Below are 18037 nucleotides of genomic sequence, written 5' to 3'. Positions count from 1 at the left end.
AGGAAACCCATGAACGAGATGGTCCGGATCGCGAGCGGCTATAGCTCGCCGTTCAAGCTGCGCTACGACAACTTCATCGGCGGGGGCTTCGTGCCTCCGGTCAAAGGGCAGTATTTCGACAACATCACGCCGATCACCGGCGCCAAGGTCTGCGAAGTGGCCCGCTCCACCGCCGAGGACGTGGACCTGGCGCTCGACGCCGCCCATGCCGCGCGCGAAGCCTGGGGCAAGACCTCGGCCGCCGAACGCTCCAATATCCTTCTCAAGATCGCCGACCGCATCGAAGAGAATCTCGAGCTGATCGCCACCGCCGAAACCTGGGACAACGGCAAGCCGATCCGCGAGACCATGGCCGCCGACATCCCGCTGTCGGTCGATCACTTCCGCTATTTCGCCGGTGTCCTGCGCGGCCAGGAAGGCACCATGTCGGAGATCGACCACGACACGGTCGCCTATCACTTCCACGAGCCGCTCGGCGTCGTCGGGCAGATCATCCCGTGGAACTTCTCGATCCTGATGGCCGCCTGGAAGCTGGCCCCGGCGCTCGCCGCCGGCAATTGCATCGTGATGAAGCCGGCGGAGCAGACGCCCGCCGCGATCATGGTCCTCGCCGAATTAATCGCCGACCTGCTTCCCGCCGGCGTCCTCAACATCGTCAACGGCTACGGCGCCGAGGCGGGCGACGCGCTGGCGCGCTCGACGCGGATCGCCAAGATCGCCTTTACCGGCTCCACCGCCACCGGCCGCAAGATCATGGAGGCCGCCACGGTCAACCTGATCCCGGTGACGCTGGAACTGGGCGGCAAGTCGCCGAACATCTTCTTCTCCGACGTGATGGCGCAGGACGACGCCTATCTCGACAAGGCGGTCGAGGGCTTCGTGCTGTTCGCCTTCAACCAGGGCGAGGTGTGCACCTGCCCGAGCCGCGCGCTGGTGCAGGAGGACATCTACGAGGCGTTCATGGAGCGCTGCATTGCCCGCGTGAAGGCGATCCGGCAGGGCGACCCGCGCGACATCGAGACGATGGTCGGCGCGCAGGCCAGCAAGCAGCAGCATGACAAGATCATGTCCTACTTCACCATCGGCGCGGAAGAGGGCGCCGAGGTGCTGGTCGGCGGCGATGCCGCCAGCTTCGACGGCGAGATCGCCGGCGGCTATTACATCCAGCCGACGATCCTCAAGGGCCACAACAAGATGCGGGTCTTCCAGGAGGAGATCTTCGGCCCGGTGGTCAGCGTCACCACCTTCAAGGACGAGGCGGAAGCGCTCGCCATCGCCAACGACACGATGTATGGCCTCGGCGCCGGCGTGTGGACCCGCGACGGAACCCGCGCCTATCGTTTCGGCCGCGCCATCGAGGCGGGCCGGGTGTGGGTCAACAACTACCACGCCTATCCGGCGCATGCGGCCTTCGGCGGCTACAAGCAGTCGGGCATCGGCCGCGAGACCCACAAGATGATGCTGGACCACTATCAGCAGACCAAGAACATGCTGGTCAGCTACAACCCCAACAAGCTCGGCTTCTTCTGAGGCCGCAAGCTCCGGGACCTGGCCCGGCCGGACCACCGGCCGGGTCGTTTTGCTTGCCTCCGGCCGGAACTCCCACCGGAGGTTATCCGGGAAGCGGCTCCTGGGCGCAGCGCCGGCGGATTTCCTCGAAAAGCGGCACCAGGCCGGCATTCGCCGCCTCGACCTCGCGGTGCCGGGCCAGGAACTCTCCCATCACGTCGCGGATCTCCTCAAGGACCGCGGCTTCATCGATCCGCGTCAGCCGGCCCGCCTGCAGCACGAACGTCCCGTCGACCATGACATCGGTGACCGAGGAGCCGTTCTCGCAATAGACCAATTGGCGGACGGCGTCGGAATTGGGCGTGAAGGCCGTGCCCGATGTCAGATCGAGGAATGCGAGGTCCGCCTTCTTGCCGGGGCGGATCGAGCCCGTCTCGTGGTCGAGCAGCGCGGCTTTCGCCCCGCCAAGCGTTGCCGCGTGCAGCACCTCATGCGCGGCGAGCCAGCGCTCCGGCGCCGTGTCCTGCAGGGTCTGCACCAGGGCGGCGACGCGCATCACGTCGAAGATGCGCATCGTGTCGTTGGACGAGGCGCCGTCGGTGCCGAGCCCGATATTCACTCCGCCGTCCAGCAGCTTGCGAACCGGGCACAGGCCCGAGCCCAGCTTCAGGTTGGCGATGGCGTTGTAGGAGACGGACACTCCGGCCGCGCCCATGCGGGCGATGTCGTCGTCGCTGATCCAGACCGCATGGGCCATCAGCACGCCCGGATGCAACAGGCCGAGGTCGTCCATGTACCTGACCAGCGAGCCGCCGAACACCTTGGCGCCGGTGACGGCCTGCACCCGCGTTTCCAGAACATGCGTGTGATAGGGCACCGCGTGCTGCCGGGCGAGGTCCATGCAGGCAAGCATCAGGTCGGGCGTGCAGCGCTGCGGCCCGGACGGGGCCAGCATGAAGCGCAGGCGGCCGTCATGGCCGCCATGCAGATGGCGGAACACCTCCTCGCAATAGGCGGTGTAGTCCCGCGCTGTCGGCAGCGGAAACTCGAGCGCGGCCTGGATGTCCGGCGGGACCACCTCGCGACCGAAGGCGAGCGTGTCGAGATAGGGCAGGTTCATCAGCCCCGAGGAGACGTTGGCGCGGATGCCGATGTCGCCATAGGCGCGGAACACGGTGGCCAGCCGTTCGAGATCGTGCTTCGGCGGATCGAAGAAATCGTCGCTGATCATGGTCACGCCGCCGCGCAGCGACTCGATGGCGACCAGCATCGAGCGCAGATAGAGCAGGCGCAGGCCGACAGGCTCGGCGGCGAAGAACGGATAGGCGTAGCTCAGCCAGGTCTCCAGCGCCATGCGCTCGTAGCGGCCGCGAAAGAACATCTCGCTGGAATGCAGATGGGCGTTGACGAGGCCCGGAATGACCAGCTTGCCGCGCGCCTCGTGCACCATGGCATCCGGGGGCGGGGGCAGGTCGCGGGCGAGCTCGGCGATCCGCCCTTCGCGCAGCAGGATGTCGAGGCGCTGCGGCTGAAGCCCTTGCGGTCCCTCGAGCGTCAGGACCTCGGCGCCGCGGATGAGACAGGCCCGCATCACAGCCGCCCCAATTCGTTCGGGCCCGAGGCGGTGGAGCGGCGGCCGAGCCGCGCGCTGAGCCACAGGCCGGCGACGGTTGCAAGATAGGGCAGCGCCAGCAGCAGGGCGGACGGGACCCTGTCGCCATAGAGCAGTTGCGCGCGGATGCCGAGGGCGCCGGCGAAGGCGAAGAAGAAGGCGGCAAGGGCCGCGCCGACGGGATGGCCGGCGCCGAAAATGACGGCGGCAAAGCCCATGAAGCCGCGCCCGGAGGTCATGTTGACCGAGAACATCTGCAGGCTTCCCGCCGCAAGCTCGGCCCCGGCAAGGGCGCAGAAGGGGGCGCCGAGCAGCAGCGCCCACAGGCGCATCAGGGTCGGGCTGACGCCGATGGCGCGCGCCGCGAACGGATGCTCGCCGCAGGCGGACAGGCGCAGGCCGAAGCGGGTGCGGCACAGGACCAGCCAGGTGCCGAACACCAGCACGGGCATGAGTGCGACGAGCACCGACAAGCCGCCGAACGCCCCGAATGCCGGCCCGATCCGCGGCAGGCCGAAGGGCGCGTTGACCGCCGCTTCGCTGCCGAAGATCGCCGTCAGGGCAAGAGCCGTGCCGCCGAGCCCGAGCCCGGTGATGCCGAGGCCGGCAATGATCTGATTGGCCTTCAGGATCTCCACGACGAACCACAGCAGCGCCGACAGGGCGCAGCACAGCAGCACGGCGACGGCCAGAGCCAGGGGCAGGGAGCCGGTGAGCCGGATCGTGACGATGGTGGCGCAGGCGCCGACGATCATCAGCCCTTCGAGGCCGAGGTTCCACACGCCGGCCCGCTGGGCGATGACCCCCGCCAGCGCGACATAGACGATGGGCGTTCCGGAGCGCAGGAACGCGACGATCAGGTCTTCCATCGGGACCTCCAGCGGGACAACACGCCGCGCACGGCGTCGGCACGCGCGGTGATGAAGAGGGCAATCGAGGCGTTGATGATCTCGATCGCCGCCGCCGGCAGTCCGGCAACGATCGGCAGATACAGGGCCGCCGAGGCCAGCGCGCCGAAGAACAGCGCGACGACGACGGTGGCGAGCACCGAGAGCGACGACACCAGCCCGATCAGGATCGCGGTGAAGCCATGGGTCGGCAGGAAGCCGCTGGCCAGCCGGCCGTTCGGCCCGAGCAGTTCGATCGACCCGGCAAGGCCGGCGAGCCCGCCGGAAAACAGGAAGGCGCTAATGGCGATGCTTTCCACCCGCGCGCCTTGCCAGGCGACCATCGACGGGTTCCGTCCGGCAAGCCCTGAGAGGATGCCGAACGCGGTGCGGCGCGTCAGCCACCATCCGAGCAGCACGACGAGGACCGCGGTCGCCAGGATGACGGGCGAGGTTCCGGTCGTCTCGGAAATCCGGTGCGCCGCATCGATGGGGCGGGAGGAGGTGGCCTGGCCGGAGCCGGACGGATCCTTCAGCGGTCCGGAGGTCACATGGACCAGAGCCAGTGCGGCAATGAAGTTGCCCATCATCGTGGTGATGACTTCGTCGGCGCCGGCGCGAACGCGCAGCAGCGCCGGCCACAGCGCCCACAGGGCACCGCCCGCCATGCCGGCGGCAAGGCAGAGCGGCACCGCCACGAGGGGCGATGTGCCGCGCAGGGCCTCGGCCGCGAAGGCCGCGGCGATCGCGCCCATGTAGAACTGTCCCTGCGCGCCGATGTTGAAGAAGCCGGCGCGGAAGCAGATCACCACCCCGACCGAGGTGATGAGCAGGGGCAGGGCCCATCGCAACACGTGGTCGAGCGCGCGCGGCCGGAACAGCGCGCCCTCGATCACGCCTTGCAGCGTTTCGGTGGCGGACAGTCCGACGGCCGCGAAGATCAGCGCGCAGAGCAGCAGCGCCGCGAGGATGAAGGCAAAGGTCCGAAAGACGACGGCAAGCTGAGTGGTCATGGCGCCAGATCCTCCTGCCCGTGTCCGCCGGCCGCGATCATCGCGTCGCCGACCGCCCGGATGTCGTAAGGGGGCGTAAAGCTGCCGACGCTCCTGCCCGAGGCGAGGACGACGACCTTGTCGCAGATATCGAAGAGCTCATCGAGGTCCGAGGAGATGATGAGAACGCCCGCCCCGCGATCGCGCGCGCCGCGCAGGGCATTCCACACCGCCGCCGTCGCGCCGATGTCGAGGCCGCGCGTCGGCTGGGCGGCGACGATGAGCCGGGCCTCGGCATCGATCTCGCGCGCGAGGATCACCTTCTGCGCATTGCCGCCGGACAGGGAGCCGGCGGGCTGGTCCGGGCTGCGATAGCGGACATCCCAGGCCTGGAACGCGGCATCGGCATCGCGGCGCAGGGCGCGCGGACCTGCCGGGGAAAACAGCGACCGGCCGACGAGGCGCGCGGCGCACCAGTTCTCCCACAGGCTGCTGGTCAGGCTGAGACCTTCGACATTGCGCTCGAACGGGATGATCCGCAGACCGGCCTTGCGGCGCGCGGCGAGCCCCTGGCGCGCGAAGCGCTGCGCGCCGATCTCGATCTCGCCGGCGGTCAGCGGTGCGAGGCCGGCGATGGCGGCGACCAGATCGCGCTGGCCATTGCCCTCGACGCCGGCAATGCCGACGATCTCGGCTTCGTCGACATCGAGGTCGACGCCGTGGAGGCCATGGCCATAGGGCCCGCCCGGCACCGTGGCCCGGCGGATGCGCAGGGCCCCGGCCCAGCCCGGCCGTCTTGCGGGCGGGGTTGAGGAGGCGTGGGTGGTTTCGCCCTCGCCGGTGAGGGCGGCGCGGTCGGCGGCATCGATCGTGCCGGCGCTGTCACCGATGATCAGGCCCGACAGGGCGGAGGGTTCGAGGCCCACTGTTGCGACCGGTCCGGTGACCAGACGGCCGCCGCGCAGGACCGTCACCGTGTCGGCAACCGCCAGCACTTCCCGGATCTTGTGCAGCACCAGGAACACCGTCACCCCGCGCGCCTTCAACCCGCGCACCCGGGCAAACAGCCGCTCGATGCCCTCGGGCGCCAGCACGGCGGTGGGCTCATCAAGGATCAGCAGCCGCGCATCGGAGACCATCGCGCGGGCGATCTCGGCAGATTGCTGGGATTCGACCGGAAGGTCCTGGATGCGCGCATCCGCCTTCAGGTCGATGCCGATGTCGTTCAGCCAGGACTGCCAGTGCCGCTCGATCGCCTTGCGCGAGAAGATCCCGCGCCGCGGACTGACGAATTGCAGCACCTCCGCCACCGTGAAGGAGGGCGGCAGGGCAAAGCTCTGATGCACCAGTTCGACACCGGCGGCGCGCGCGGAAAGCACATCGCCGGGCGGGACCTTCTCGCCGAAGATCAGGACGTCGCCCTGCGCCGGGGCGACCAGCCCCGCCGCGACGCGCGCGAATGTCGTCTTGCCCGCGCCGTTCTGTCCGACGATCGCGTGAATGAGCCCCGGCTCGAAGCGGGCCGAAACCCCTTCGAGAGCGGTGAAGCTCCCGTAGCGCACCGTGACATTGCCGGCGTCGAGGGCGGGCGCCGAAGCGCCCGCCGGTTGGGGTCCTGCCATCTGCGGTCAGAGGTTCGTGTTGAACTCGACCACCAGCGATCCGTCGAGGATCGCGGTGCGCGCCTGATCGACCTCCGGCATCGCGGCTTCGGCCATGGCGTTGAGCTCGGCCGGTCCCTGGGCGATGAACTCCGGGTTGCGGATGAAGTCGATCACGCCGGTGCCAAGGCCGGTCGGCACATGGCCGGCCTGCCAGTCGGGCGTCAGCGCCCGCTGCGCTTCGTTGTAGAGCGAGGCGCCGAAGTCCAGGCCGACGATGGAGATGAGGCTCTTCGGGGCCAGGGTGAACTGCGCCGGGTCGAGGCAGGAGACCAGGCGCCCCTCGCGCTCCTGGGCGGCGGCGATGATGCCGAAATCGGTCGCGGCGGCGTCGGTCTGGATGAAGTCGATCCCGTCCGAATACATCTGGGTGGCGATCTCCTGGCCCTTGGCCGGATCCTGGAAACTGCCCGCGAAGGCCACCGTCGCGGTAATGTCCGGATTGACCGACTGGGCGCCGGCCTTGAAGGCGTTGAAGTCGGCGTTGATCGGCGGGATCGAGATGCCGCCGATGAAGCCGAGCTTGCCGGAGCGCGACATGCGGGCGGCGAAGATGCCCGCAAGATAGCAGCCGAGATAATAGTCGTAGGAGACCGTCGTGACGTTGGGAATCGCCGGCTCGAAGGGGTCGGCGAAGAGCTGGATGAACTTGGTGTCGGGGAAGTTCGGCGCGACCTCCCGGATCGGCTCCGCCACCTCGTTGAAGGTGGAGACGACGATCGAGGCGCCGGCCTCTCCCAGGGTGGTGAAGCTGGTCTCGTAGGTCGCGGGGTCCTGCGCGTAGATGGCGCGTGCCCGCATGCCGGTTTCGGCGGCGAACTGGTTCAGCTTGCCGATCATCGAGTCCACCGGGCCGGCATCGCCGGCCGCCTGGGTGTGGACGAGCGCGATCAGTCCGCCTTGCGCGCGGACGGCCGAGGGGCCGAGAAGGCCGGCGGCGAGAAGAAGACCGCCGGAGGTCTGCAGCAGTCGGCGGCGGGTGAAGGTCGACGTGGTCATGGGTTCATTCCTCTGGTGCGGCGGGCTGGATTATCGTTGGTGTCGGCGAGCAGGATGCCGGAGTCATGATCATGACATCCTGTGCCGTGATCGCATCAAGTGCCCAGATCGATGCGATGAAGTCTTGCCATGCGGGATCGGCATACATGGCGGCGCGGCGGGCCTCCCGGTCGGCGAGGCTGTGATAGGCCCAGATCAGCACGATCGTGTGCAGGCGGCCGATCTCCGAGACATAGAGGCCGACGAAGCGGCCAAGATGCCGCTTCTGGATCGGCAGCCCGTCGCTCTCGTATTTCGCGAGCCATTTCGGCACCGTGCCGGGACGGAAGGTGTAGGTGCGATGTTCGACGATCACTGCGCGTCCTCCAGAATGAAGTCGGAAGCCCGCTCGCCGATCATCACGGAAGGGGCGTGGGTGTTGCCGCTGGCGATGATCGGCATGATCGAGGCGTCGGCCACGCGAAGCCCCTCGACGCCGCGCACCCTCAGGCGGGCATCGCAGACGGCCAGCGGATCGCCATCGGTGCCCATCTTGCAGGTGCCGACCGGATGGAACGTCGTCATCGCCGTGGCGCGGAGCCAGTCCTCGAGCGCGGCATCGCTGTCGACGGCCGAGCCGGGCGCCAGCTCCGCTCCCCGGAACGGCGCCATCGCCGCCTGTGCGACGATGTCGCGCGTCTTGCGGATGGCCGCGATCATGGTGCGGACGTCGAACTCGTCGGCGAGGTAGTTGGGCATGATCCGCGGCGGGCGCAGCGGGTCGGCGCTCGCCAGTTCGATCTTGCCGCGGCTGGCCGGATTGACCGGACCGACGCGGATGGTGAAGCCGTGGTTCGCCTCCACCGCCTGCCGCCGGAACGGATTGGGGAAGTTGAGGTTGGCCGTCTTCTCCAGCGCCGGCATGAAATGCAACTGGACGTCCGGCGCCGCAAGGCCCGGATGGGTGCGCAGGAAGGCACCGGCCTCATAAGGAAAGGTGGTGACGATCCCCGTGCCGAGGAACATGCCCTGCAGCATCGACAGGGTCAGCCTGTCGGCGCGCAGGTCGCGATAGAGCGTGATGGGCTGCGGGCATTCCCAGCTCATCACGCAGTCGACATGGTCCTGCAGGTTGTGGCCGACGCCCGGACGGTCGGCGCGCACGGCGATGCCATGCTCCGCCAGATGCGCCGCCGGCCCGATGCCCGACAGCATCAGCAGTTGCGGCGAGTTCACCGTGCCGCCGGACAGGATCACCTCCCGGCCGGCCTTCACGGTGACCTCCGCGCCCCTGGCGCGGTAGCGCAGGCCGGTGACCTTGGTGCCCTCGAAGGTCAGTCCGGTGACGAGCGCCCCGGTCACGATCCGCAGATTGGGGCGGCCCCTGGCGGGGGTCAGGAAGGCGGAGGCCGCCGACCACCTGCGCCCTTTGCGGATGTTGAAGTCGTAGCGTCCGACGCCGTCCTGGGCTTCGCCGTTGAAGTCGTCATTGATCGGCAGCCCGGCCTGCGCGCCCGCCTGAAGGAAGGTGTCGAACAGCGGATTGGGTCCGCGCGCCCGGCTGACGACGAGTTCGCCGGCCTGCGAGTGGTAGTCGTCGTTGCGGTCCTCGTGCCGCTCCGACCGGCGGAACGCCGGCAGCACGTCCTCGTAGCTCCAGCCGGGCAGGCCAAGCTGTGCCCAGCGGTCATAGTCGTGCCGGTTGCCGCGCACATAGATCATGCCGTTGATGGTCGAGGTGCCGCCAAGCGCCTTGCCGCGCGGCCAGTACAGCTTGCGCCCCTTGAGCTGCGGCTGCGGCTCGGTGAAATATTTCCAGTTGTAGATGCCGTAATGGAACAGCTTGCCCATCAGCATCGGCAGGCGCACCAGTGGGTTGCGGTCACGCGGCCCGGCTTCCAGCAGCAGCACCTGGAAGCGCCCGTTCGCCGACAGCCGGTTGGCCAGCACACAGCCGGCGGACCCGGCCCCGACAACGATGAAATCAAAGCTCTCTGTCATGGCTTACCAGTCGATGGGAGGCACGCCCGCGCCCGCCAGATGCGCATTGGCCGCGGCGAAGGGATTGGGGTGCGAGAGATAGTCGTCGGCGAAAGCCGGGTGAGGGCGGTTGAGGACGATGTGCCGGCCCATTGCGGCAAGGCCGGCCTCGGCGAACAGGGCCTGCGCGGCCGCGCCAAAGCCGAGAAAGGCAACCGGCGCCTCGGAGCGCGCCACATGGCGCAGCACGGCCAGCATCAGCGGCCGCCACAGCGGCAGATGCCCGCGCGCCTGGTGCGGATCGATGTCCCGCCGAAACCGGGACAGGGTCAGCGAGGCGTTCAGCAGCAGCACGCCCTCTGCCTCGTGACGGTCGGACAGGGCGCCATGCGCCTCCACCGCGATCTCGCCCGTCTCGATCAGGCGCAACAGCGCCGGCCAGTCCGCGAAGCTGCGGGCAAGCTCCGGCCGGCCAAGGCGCGCGGCAAGCAGCGACTGGGTATAGGCCCGCACCGAGGCCGAGAACATCCTGTCGAGATCGCGCCAGGCAAGGGCTGCGCCGATCTCGAAGGCGCGGCCGGTGGCCGAGGCCGGCTCCGGATAGGGGTCCTGGCCGAGGATGACGGCGCGCACGCCGGAGGGCGCCACCTGGTCGAAGGCGCGCAGCAGATGCGCCCCGGCGGGGGCGCCGGGAAAGATCCGGCCCTTGCGCGGCGGAAACACCGGCTCCCAGGGCTCGATCTCCAGCGCCGGATCGATCGCCGCGAAATCGAGGGCGGTATCGCCCAGCACCGCGTGCCAGGAGGGCGGCAGGTCGCCCTGCCAGCCGGCCAGAACCTCGCGCATCGCCTCGGACAGTCTCTGCGGCATATCGCCCCTCCCATTCGCCTTCGATGTGAGCGAATCTTGACGACTTCGTCAAGTTTTTTCGATCAGAAATCTGACGAAATAGTCAGGTTCTCAGATCGCCTTTGCCACGGTCCCGCCGCGTGCTAAGGAGGGGAGAGACAAGGGTGGAAACGATGAAAAGCCGGGAAAAATCCAGAACCTTCATTGCAAAGGACGAATCCGAGGGGCGGATACGGGCGCGCAATGAGCGGCTGATTCTTGACGCATCGGTCAGATTGTTTTCCGCCAAGGGCTATGACGGCACGACGATCTCGCAGATCGCCGAGACCGCCGGACTGCCGAAGGCGAACGTCTATTACTACTTCTCGACCAAGGCGGCGATCTACGAGCGGCTGATCAGCGAGGTGCTGCAGGACTGGGACTCCGCCCTGCGCCTGCTGGACCCGGAGCTCGACCCGCGCGAGGCGCTGTTCAATTATGTCGCCGGCAAGCTGGAATTCTCGCGCCGGCATGGCGAGAAGTCGCGCTTCTTCGCCGGCGAATTGCTGCGCGGGGCGACCTTTCTCAGCCCGCGCCAGAAGCGGCATGTCCAGGCGGTGACGCGGGAGGCCTGCGAGGTGGTGCAGCGCTGGGTCGACGAGGGCAAGTGCAACCGGGTCGACCCGCGATACCTGTTGATCATGCTGTGGTCGACCACCCAGTACTTCGCCGATTTCGCGCCGATGGCGGCCACCACGCTGGAAGTGCCGAAGCTCCGCAAGAGCGATTTCGACGAGGCGGCCCGGCAGATCATCGCCATGCTGGGCCTGTGGCCGGCGAGGTGAGGGGCAGGGCGGGGTCCTGGGCGATGCTGTTGTCCCGGCCCTGATCCTTGCGCGCATGCCGTTTCGCTCACGGTCGCGGCGTCACCTGCCGGTCGCGCAGCAATCCGCTCATGGCGGCGAGACCGATGGCCGCGAAGGGCACACAGGACGCGAAGATCCATCGGGCGACCTTGGCAGCATCGGCGGCTGTCTCCATCGACAGCAGACCCGATGCATTCGCCACGATCCCGACATAGGCGGCGCCGAGAGCGTAGCCGAGCCTCTGCATCGTGGGGATCGCGGCGGAAATCCGCTCAACCTCGTCGGCCTCGACGAGCCTCATCGTTCGCCTGAGAATGAACGTCCAGGCCATCCCGAAGCCGGCACCCTCCATCGTCGCATAAACCGCGATCAGCCAGACGGGGCCATTGGGAACCGCATGGAGAAAGCCGAGGATGCTGAGGGCCACCACCGCCATGCCGAGAGCGATCGCCAGCCGGTCGAACCGCTCGGCCAAGCCGCTGACCAGAACGGCCATCACCGACCAGCCGATGGACGAACAGGCTATGATGTAGCCGGCGGTCAGCGCGGAGACGCCATGGATCGCCGTGACCAGGAGCGGCCCGAACGCGGTGACGGCGATGGTCGCCATCGACATGGACACGATCATGATCAGCGCGGCGCCTGACGGGCGCGTGGGATCGACCGGGCGAGGCGGAAGAAGGCGGTTGGCCCCTGCGCGCTGGTCCAGCCACAGAAATCCGATCAGGCAAGCAAGGCCTGCGGCAACGGATGGGACCGTTCGCAGGACCGAGACCTCGACGCCGCCAAAGGCGACCAGGACGACGGCGAGGCACAACAAGGCCAGACGCCTGACAGGGAGCCCGGCAGCGTCGGCCGTGGATCGTGTCACGCCCGCCTCGTTTCGCAAGACGATCCAGAGGGCGAGGGCGAATGCCTGGCAGGCAAAGAAGGCGAAGCCCCAGCGCCAGGTCGCATAGTCCACGAAGACGCCGCCGACCAGCGGCCCGGCGAACGCCGAGACGCCCCAAAGGGTCGAAACGGCAGCCATGGCACGCGCGATGTAGCGGCGCGGGAAGATCAGGCCGACTGCGACGAAACCCATCGCCACCAGACCGCCGCCGCCGATGCCTTGCAAGGCGCGCCCTGCCAGAAGCAACGGCATGGTCGGGCTGACGGCGCTGAGGAGGCAACCGAACCCAAACAGGATGGCCGCCAGGCTCATCGGCGCGCGCAGGCCGAAGCGCAGGATCAGCAGCGCGCTGGCCGCCCCCGCGACGATCGACCCGATTTCGTAGAGCGAGACCGACCAGCCCACCAGGGCGGCGCCGCCGATCTCGGCCACGATGGAGGGGAGCATGGTGGCGACGATCAGGCTGTCGGCCGCGTGCAGCCAGACGGCGAGGCAAACCAGGGCCAGAGATGCGGCATACGGGCTTCCGACAAACTCCCTCCATGACACGAAAGTCTGCGTGTCATTCCCTGCCTCGGTGTTCATGCCTGCCATGTCCGTCTCCTGTTGACGGACATGCTGCTACGACCTCAACATTGGTTGAGGTCAAGGAGGTTTCGTATGGCGAAGAAGGAATTGTCCGTCGGCGAACTCTCGCGCCGCAGCGGGTTGCCCGTCTCCACGCTCCACTTCTATGAGCGCAAGGGGCTGATCGCATCCGAAAGGACGTCGGCCAATCATCGGGTCTATCGGCGCGAAATCCTGAGACGGGTGACGGTCATAAAGATTGCACAGAGCGCGGGCGTCCCACTTGCCGAGATCGCCGAAGCCCTGTCGCAACTGCCAAGGGATGCGTCCCCCGACACACATGACTGGGAGCGCATCGCCGAAAACTGGCACGACGGTCTGACGCGGCGGATCGAACTGCTCACGGCGCTGCGCGACAAGATGGCGATATGCATCGGCTGCGGATGCCTGAGCGTGCAGCGCTGCCCTCTGGTCAACGAGAATGATGAACTGGCGAAAGACGGCCCCGGTGCCCGACTGATTCAGGGCGTGTGACGTCAGGACCCGTGACTTCAGGACCCGTGACCGGCGGGTCTTAAAGCCGCGCTCCTCCTAGCATATCATTGCCGGGCCAGACGCCGTTTCCGGGACAATATGAGTCCACGAGTTAGCTGAACGCAGCAACGACCGTTTCAATGGGGAGAAACAGCGTGCGGCTGTCTTGCGGGTACTCGATGAACTCGGCGCAGCGGAGGTAAAACCGCTTGGCGGCATCGTCCTTTGCATGGACCAGCACAGCGCCAATGCCGATGCTCTGGGAGGCGAGGGCGATCCGGCGCAACGCATCCGAAAGAATATCGGCGCCGAGACCTTTCCCCGCGTCATCGCGATCGACCGCCAAGCGCCCGATCACGGAGACCGGAATCGTTTCGGGCGCATTGCGCCGTACCTTGCCGGGAGCGGCCCCGCGCTCGACCGCTCCGGCCGAGATACAGAAATAGGCGACTACCCGATTTCCCCGGCAGACGACATAGGTGCGGGAGAAGCGGCTTTCGTCCTTCAAGGCTCGGTGACGCAGCCAGTCATTCAGCGCTGGCTCGCCGCAGTCGAAACCCGACACGTCGTGTTCAGCGGTCAAGGGAACGGGAGCCGAGAGATGAATGTCGGGGCGCTCCGATGCGCCCTCTACTTCTGCCATGCCGGCACCCGGCGCAGCAGAGACCGCAGCTTCGGCCCCGGTGCGGGCGGATTGTCGAGCGCGTGCATGAAAGCATCGTAACGCTCGCAATCGAGCACGAACAGCCGTTGGTCGAGCAGCACATCAATCGCCTGCCGCCGGGCGCTTTCGACCATGAACTCCGTGCGCGTCTTGCCCAGCACCGCTGCCGCATCGTCGATCAGTTGACGGGTGTTCGCCTCAATCCGCAGATTGATGCTCCCCTTCGTCTCGGCAGCCGAAGAGCGCTCGGCGACCATTACGGCCTCCTGATCGGGGCTTTCGGAGGAGGGACTGCGAGCTTTCGACATGCCCGAAAATATGCTGGCCCGTATCTACAATGTCAATACGGGCGGCAGTCGTGCGCGGCGCCGCCCTTCAGGTGCGGCGGCCGAGGTTTCGGGAGACATTTCGCACTCGGATCCCAGCGGGCGACTGCGGGCCGGCCGGTCAGACCGCCCCAGCGGAAGCGCCGAGCGAACCGGGACTGCCATGAGCGAAAGGATGGCGGCCGGAGTGCGACGAAACGCAGAACGACGTTTCCGCGATTACCCCCTATGCTTCGCCGAACAGAGCCATGAACAAATTGCCCTGAAAGACCGGTTCCGGTCGGTTCGAGTGGATTTCACCCCCCAGGAGTTTCGGCAGTGGACATCCCGCGCATCTTCAACATCACCGAAAGCGCCCATCGCATCCACAACCCGTTCACGCCCGAAAAGCTCGCCACTCTCGGAGCGGCGTTGCGCCTGCCCCCGGGAACTCGCGTGCTCGACCTCGGAAGCGGCTCGGGCGAGATGTTGTGCACCTGGGCCCGCGACCACGGCATCACCGGCACCGGTGTCGACATGAGCCGGTTGTTCACCGAGCACGCGAAACTGCGCGCTGAAGAACTCGGCGTGGCCGATCGAGTCGAGTTCATCCACGGCGACGCAGCCGGCTACGTCGCCGACGAAAAGGTTGGTGTGGCAGCCTGCGTCGGAGCCACTTGGATCGGTGGGGGTGTCGCCGGCACCATTGAGCTTCTGGCGAAGAGCCTTCTCCCTGGCGGGATCACCCTCATCGGCGAACCATACTGGCTGCGAAGGCCGCCGACGGAAGACGTCGCCAAGGCATGCCGCGCCGGTTCCATCTCGGACTTTCTCTTGCTTCCGGAACTTCTTTCGTCGTTCGGCGACCTCGACCACGACGTCGTGGAAATGGTCTTGGCAAATCAGGACGGCTGGGACAGGTACGAAGCAGCCAAGTGGCTCACCATGCGCCGATGGCTCGATGCAAATCCCGAGGACGAATTCGCGAAAGATGTTCGAACCCAATTGGCCTCGGAACCGTTGCGACACGCCAGCTACACGCGTGAATACCTGGGCTGGGGCGTGTTCGCGCTGATGGCACGGTGATAGAAAGAGGGCACAAGCTGCCTCTATTGCGCCGAATGAGCTGGTAACTGCCACCAAGATATCTGGGGCTGCGGCGTAGAACAGGGGGGCGCCATGTGGCTTTGGGGCCTGCGGTTTTCGGCGGTGATTGGGTGACAAACGGCGATGATATCGGGCTCCCGGTGGGCAGACCGCGAGATCTGCCGACCCTTGCGTGCTGGAAGACGAGGGCAGGACGGCATATAAACGAGCAGCGGGTATTAATTACGGACAGTCCATATGGACCCTCTCAGCGATGTGATAGCTCTGCTCCGGCCGAACACGGCCATCTCCAAGCCCATTACCGGGCGGGGTCACTGGGGCGTTCGCTATGCGGCTTACGACGCTCCAGGCTTCACGATCATTCTGAAAGGCGCATGCTGGATCGCTTTCGAGGGAGAGCAGCCCCTGAAGCTGGAAAAGGGCGCCTTTCTCCTTCTGCCTGCAACCCCGGCCTTCACCTTGAGCAGCCATCCCGCCATCGCCTGTGAGCCGCGCGACCCGATGGACGTGCCCGCCCGCCATGGCGAGCAGGAGGGAGAGGCGGACTTCGAATCGCTGGGCGGCACCTTTCGCATCGAGGCGGCCAACGCTCCGCTCCTGCTCGCCCTGCTGCCGCGGATGATCCATGTCCCACCCTCGGAAGGGCGATCGGTGCGGTTCAGGCGGGTGATCGACCTCATCATGGAGGAATGCAGCGGCGACGAGCCGGGCAAGGACATGATCCTCCGGCGGCTGCTGGAGGTTTTGCTTATCGAAGCCTTGCGCTTGCGCGGTGTCGCGACCGACGATGATCGCGCCGGTCTTCTCAACGGGATGCGCGATCCTGCTCTGGCGCGCGTCCTCGGCGCCATGCACGCCGATGTACGCGCCGACTGGACGGTCGCCGGTCTCGCCCGGATCGCCGGGCAGTCGCGCTCCGCCTTCGCCGCGCGCTTCGGCGCGGTCCTCGGCTGCGGTCCGATCGAATATCTCGTCCGCTGGCGGATGGCGCTGGCGAAGGACGCCCTGCTACGGGGAACCAAGACGCTGGACCGGATCGCCGACGAGATCGGCTACGAATCCGCCAGCGCCTTCAGCACGGCCTTTCGAAAGCGGCTCGGCTGTCCACCCGGAAAATTTGCTCGGAGCAGCAGTGCCGGTGAACCGGCTAGGATCGAGAGCGAGCCACGCTGAAGTCTCGATACCAGGCTGCCTCTGCCGATATGGACGATTGGAAAACGATAATGGACTTTGGATTATATATCGTCTCGACCTTTGAAGCTATCACGGAGCCATCCGAAACGAATGGAAGCTCCCATGCAAACGATCCTGATCACCGGCACATCCTCGGGCTATGGCCTTGAAACGGCGAGGTATTTCCTCGACAAGGGCTGGAATGTCATCGCGACCATGCGTCGCCCCGACGCCGCTCTTCTGCCGGTTTCGTCCAACCTGCGCATGCTGCCGCTCGACGTGACGAGCGAAGAGAGCATCGTCGCCGCCATCGAGGCCGCCGGGCCGATCGACGTGCTCGTCAACAATGCCGGCATCGGCGTCGTCGGAGCCTTCGAGGCGACGCCGATGGCGCATATCCGCAAGGTGTTCGACACCAACACGTTCGGTGTCATGGCGATGTGTCAGACCGTCATTCCGCAGATGCGCGGACGCCGATCCGGCGTCATCGTCAATGTGACATCGAGCGTTACGCTGGCTTCCATGCCGCTGGCGGCCGCCTATACCGCCAGCAAGCAGGCGATTGAGGGCTTCACCGGCTCGCTCGCCCATGAGCTTGGCCACTTCGGTGTCCGCGCAAGGCTGGTGGAACCGGGCTATGCTCCGACGACCCGGTTTGCGCACAACACCGATCTGCGCGTCGAGGATCTCATCCCTGCGGCCTATGCCGGTTTCGCGGCGCCGATCTTCGAAGCCTACGCCAAGCCGGCGCAAACGACGAAGGAAACGGATGTCGCAGAGGCCGTCTGGGCCGCCGTTCACGACACGTCCGGCCGGCTTCAGTTTCCCGGTGGAGCTGACGCTGTCGCCCTTTATCAGGCCCGCCACGGCTGAGGTCGTGCTCCGCTCGATCCTGCAGAGTGGGAATATCGGCGGCATTCGGCGGTAGTTCGTTCGCCTGAAGCGCTATTTTGACCGAGATGGCGGAGCATCGCGCAGGCATTTCGGACCCGCAGGGTTCGCAAGGCCAAGGGTATAACCCGCAAGAACAGATGGCAATTGACGGGGAGATCCGGGGAGGGCCGGAAACACGTCGAGACGCCGTGGGAAATCAAGGATTTGTGCGGGGTTTGACGGGGTTGTGCAGCGGAAAGCCGCGCGCCGTCGATCGGATAGGCAGCGCAAGATCACTTGGCAATTCGAGCCCAAAAGACCGGCCGGCGCTCGATATCGAGCGGCAAGAACGGCGGAAAACCGCCAACCACCACTTTGATGGTGGGAACTGAAACACCTGATTGGCCGACGCGTTCCCACCACAAGAAAATGGCGGATTTCTGCGAAAGTCCGCCGCCATGCCGTCTCCAAAAGGTGCCGAAGGTGGGAAATTTCAAATCGCGCCGAAAGCGCCTATTCGACGGGCTCCAGGCCGGCCAGCAGCGCGGCCAGGGCGAGGCGCAGCTCGCCGGTCTCAGGGATTGGCTTGGTGCCGCGCTCCCATGTGGA

General features: G+C 66.7%; 17 protein-coding genes. 6 read left to right on the top strand and 11 right to left on the bottom strand.

Translation table 11 applies throughout. The annotated features are described in order from the left end of the window. Window positions 1-9 precede the first annotated feature (9 nt). Window positions 10-1530, top strand: coding sequence for an aldehyde dehydrogenase (adh, locus tag TSB10P1A_RS16260; protein ID WP_186388999.1), 1521 nt, complete (start codon window positions 10-12; stop codon window positions 1528-1530). Between the two features lie 82 nt (window positions 1531-1612). Here the strand turns inward: adh and TSB10P1A_RS16255 are convergent, their stop codons facing one another. The 8 genes from TSB10P1A_RS16255 to TSB10P1A_RS16220 are packed head-to-tail and all read right to left on the bottom strand — an operon-like array spanning window position 1613 to window position 10489. Beyond that, window positions 1613-3100, bottom strand: coding sequence for an amidohydrolase family protein (locus tag TSB10P1A_RS16255; protein WP_186388998.1), 1488 nt, complete (start codon window positions 3098-3100; stop codon window positions 1613-1615). Further along, window positions 3100-3990, bottom strand: a complete 891-nt coding sequence (locus TSB10P1A_RS16250) for an ABC transporter permease (RefSeq protein WP_186388997.1) — start codon at window positions 3988-3990, stop codon at window positions 3100-3102. Before TSB10P1A_RS16250 ends, TSB10P1A_RS16255 begins: the two co-directional genes overlap by 1 nt. Beyond that, on the bottom strand, window positions 3978-5021 hold the full coding sequence (locus tag TSB10P1A_RS16245; protein WP_186388996.1) for an ABC transporter permease: 1044 nt from the start codon (window positions 5019-5021) through the stop codon (window positions 3978-3980). Before TSB10P1A_RS16245 ends, TSB10P1A_RS16250 begins: the two co-directional genes overlap by 13 nt. Further along, a complete protein-coding gene (locus TSB10P1A_RS16240; protein ID WP_186388995.1) occupies window positions 5018-6622 on the bottom strand; it encodes an ABC transporter ATP-binding protein in 1605 nt (534 codons plus the stop codon). Before TSB10P1A_RS16240 ends, TSB10P1A_RS16245 begins: the two co-directional genes overlap by 4 nt. A gap of 6 nt (window positions 6623-6628) precedes the next feature. Further along, window positions 6629-7660 (bottom strand): BMP family ABC transporter substrate-binding protein, encoded by a 1032-nt coding sequence (locus TSB10P1A_RS16235; RefSeq protein ID WP_186388994.1) that lies wholly within the window; start codon window positions 7658-7660, stop codon window positions 6629-6631. Window positions 7661-7664: 4 nt separating this feature from the next. Next, window positions 7665-8015, bottom strand: coding sequence for an NIPSNAP family protein (locus TSB10P1A_RS16230; RefSeq protein WP_186388993.1), 351 nt, complete (start codon window positions 8013-8015; stop codon window positions 7665-7667). After that, window positions 8012-9640 (bottom strand): GMC family oxidoreductase, encoded by a 1629-nt coding sequence (locus TSB10P1A_RS16225; RefSeq protein WP_186388992.1) that lies wholly within the window; start codon window positions 9638-9640, stop codon window positions 8012-8014. The genes TSB10P1A_RS16230 and TSB10P1A_RS16225 overlap by 4 nt, the downstream gene beginning before the upstream one ends. A 3-nt stretch (window positions 9641-9643) precedes the next feature. Next, on the bottom strand, window positions 9644-10489 hold the full coding sequence (locus TSB10P1A_RS16220) for a uracil-DNA glycosylase (protein WP_244293148.1): 846 nt from the start codon (window positions 10487-10489) through the stop codon (window positions 9644-9646). Between the two features lie 152 nt (window positions 10490-10641). On the opposite strand from TSB10P1A_RS16220, the gene TSB10P1A_RS16215 reads away from it, so the two are divergent. Continuing rightward, on the top strand, window positions 10642-11292 hold the full coding sequence (locus TSB10P1A_RS16215; protein ID WP_186389026.1) for a TetR/AcrR family transcriptional regulator: 651 nt from the start codon (window positions 10642-10644) through the stop codon (window positions 11290-11292). A 67-nt stretch (window positions 11293-11359) separates the two neighbouring features. Here the strand turns inward: TSB10P1A_RS16215 and TSB10P1A_RS16210 are convergent, their stop codons facing one another. Continuing rightward, on the bottom strand, window positions 11360-12799 hold the full coding sequence (locus TSB10P1A_RS16210) for an MFS transporter (RefSeq protein ID WP_186388991.1): 1440 nt from the start codon (window positions 12797-12799) through the stop codon (window positions 11360-11362). Window positions 12800-12844: 45 nt separating this feature from the next. Between TSB10P1A_RS16210 and soxR the strand changes: the two genes are divergently transcribed. Next, window positions 12845-13306 (top strand): redox-sensitive transcriptional activator SoxR, encoded by a 462-nt coding sequence (gene soxR / locus TSB10P1A_RS16205; RefSeq protein ID WP_371515138.1) that lies wholly within the window; start codon window positions 12845-12847, stop codon window positions 13304-13306. A 112-nt stretch (window positions 13307-13418) separates the two neighbouring features. Here soxR and TSB10P1A_RS16200 read toward each other — a convergent pair whose 3' ends face one another. Beyond that, the gene (locus tag TSB10P1A_RS16200) at window positions 13419-13949 is read right to left on the bottom strand and encodes a GNAT family N-acetyltransferase (protein ID WP_186388989.1); all 531 of its coding nucleotides are present in this window, start codon (window positions 13947-13949) and stop codon (window positions 13419-13421) included. Further along, a complete protein-coding gene (locus TSB10P1A_RS16195) occupies window positions 13937-14278 on the bottom strand; it encodes a DUF1778 domain-containing protein (protein WP_186388988.1) in 342 nt (113 codons plus the stop codon). The genes TSB10P1A_RS16200 and TSB10P1A_RS16195 overlap by 13 nt, the downstream gene beginning before the upstream one ends. Window positions 14279-14614: 336 nt before the next feature. On the opposite strand from TSB10P1A_RS16195, the gene TSB10P1A_RS16190 reads away from it, so the two are divergent. From TSB10P1A_RS16190 to TSB10P1A_RS16180, 3 genes are all read left to right on the top strand, one after another. Further along, the gene (locus tag TSB10P1A_RS16190) at window positions 14615-15361 is read left to right on the top strand and encodes a cyclopropane-fatty-acyl-phospholipid synthase family protein (RefSeq protein WP_186388987.1); all 747 of its coding nucleotides are present in this window, start codon (window positions 14615-14617) and stop codon (window positions 15359-15361) included. A 258-nt stretch (window positions 15362-15619) separates the two neighbouring features. Next, the gene (locus TSB10P1A_RS16185; protein ID WP_186388986.1) at window positions 15620-16555 is read left to right on the top strand and encodes an AraC family transcriptional regulator; all 936 of its coding nucleotides are present in this window, start codon (window positions 15620-15622) and stop codon (window positions 16553-16555) included. 123 nt (window positions 16556-16678) lie between these two features. Then, window positions 16679-17428, top strand: coding sequence for an SDR family oxidoreductase (locus TSB10P1A_RS16180; protein ID WP_186388985.1), 750 nt, complete (start codon window positions 16679-16681; stop codon window positions 17426-17428). Window positions 17429-18037 lie beyond the last annotated feature (609 nt).

The organism is Stappia sp. TSB10P1A (genome assembly GCF_900185725.1).
GTDB lineage: Bacteria > Pseudomonadota > Alphaproteobacteria > Rhizobiales > Stappiaceae > Stappia.
This window is presented reverse-complemented; position numbering and strand designations above follow the sequence as displayed.

Excerpts from the sequence above, each read along its gene's own strand:
- adh (WP_186388999.1), top strand. The coding sequence starts at position 10 with ATGAACGAGATGGTCCGGATCGCGAGCGGCTATAGCTCGCCGTTCAAG.
- TSB10P1A_RS16255 (WP_186388998.1), bottom strand. The coding sequence starts at position 3,100 with ATGCGGGCCTGTCTCATCCGCGGCGCCGAGGTCCTGACGCTCGAGGGA.
- TSB10P1A_RS16250 (WP_186388997.1), bottom strand. The coding sequence starts at position 3,990 with ATGGAAGACCTGATCGTCGCGTTCCTGCGCTCCGGAACGCCCATCGTC.
- TSB10P1A_RS16245 (WP_186388996.1), bottom strand. The coding sequence starts at position 5,021 with ATGACCACTCAGCTTGCCGTCGTCTTTCGGACCTTTGCCTTCATCCTC.
- TSB10P1A_RS16240 (WP_186388995.1), bottom strand. The coding sequence starts at position 6,622 with ATGGCAGGACCCCAACCGGCGGGCGCTTCGGCGCCCGCCCTCGACGCC.
- TSB10P1A_RS16235 (WP_186388994.1), bottom strand. The coding sequence starts at position 7,660 with ATGACCACGTCGACCTTCACCCGCCGCCGACTGCTGCAGACCTCCGGC.
- TSB10P1A_RS16225 (WP_186388992.1), bottom strand. The coding sequence starts at position 9,640 with ATGACAGAGAGCTTTGATTTCATCGTTGTCGGGGCCGGGTCCGCCGGC.
- TSB10P1A_RS16220 (WP_244293148.1), bottom strand. The coding sequence starts at position 10,489 with ATGCCGCAGAGACTGTCCGAGGCGATGCGCGAGGTTCTGGCCGGCTGG.
- TSB10P1A_RS16215 (WP_186389026.1), top strand. The coding sequence starts at position 10,642 with ATGAAAAGCCGGGAAAAATCCAGAACCTTCATTGCAAAGGACGAATCC.
- TSB10P1A_RS16210 (WP_186388991.1), bottom strand. The coding sequence starts at position 12,799 with ATGGCAGGCATGAACACCGAGGCAGGGAATGACACGCAGACTTTCGTG.
- TSB10P1A_RS16200 (WP_186388989.1), bottom strand. The coding sequence starts at position 13,949 with ATGGCAGAAGTAGAGGGCGCATCGGAGCGCCCCGACATTCATCTCTCG.
- TSB10P1A_RS16195 (WP_186388988.1), bottom strand. The coding sequence starts at position 14,278 with ATGTCGAAAGCTCGCAGTCCCTCCTCCGAAAGCCCCGATCAGGAGGCC.
- TSB10P1A_RS16185 (WP_186388986.1), top strand. The coding sequence starts at position 15,620 with ATGGACCCTCTCAGCGATGTGATAGCTCTGCTCCGGCCGAACACGGCC.
- TSB10P1A_RS16180 (WP_186388985.1), top strand. The coding sequence starts at position 16,679 with ATGCAAACGATCCTGATCACCGGCACATCCTCGGGCTATGGCCTTGAA.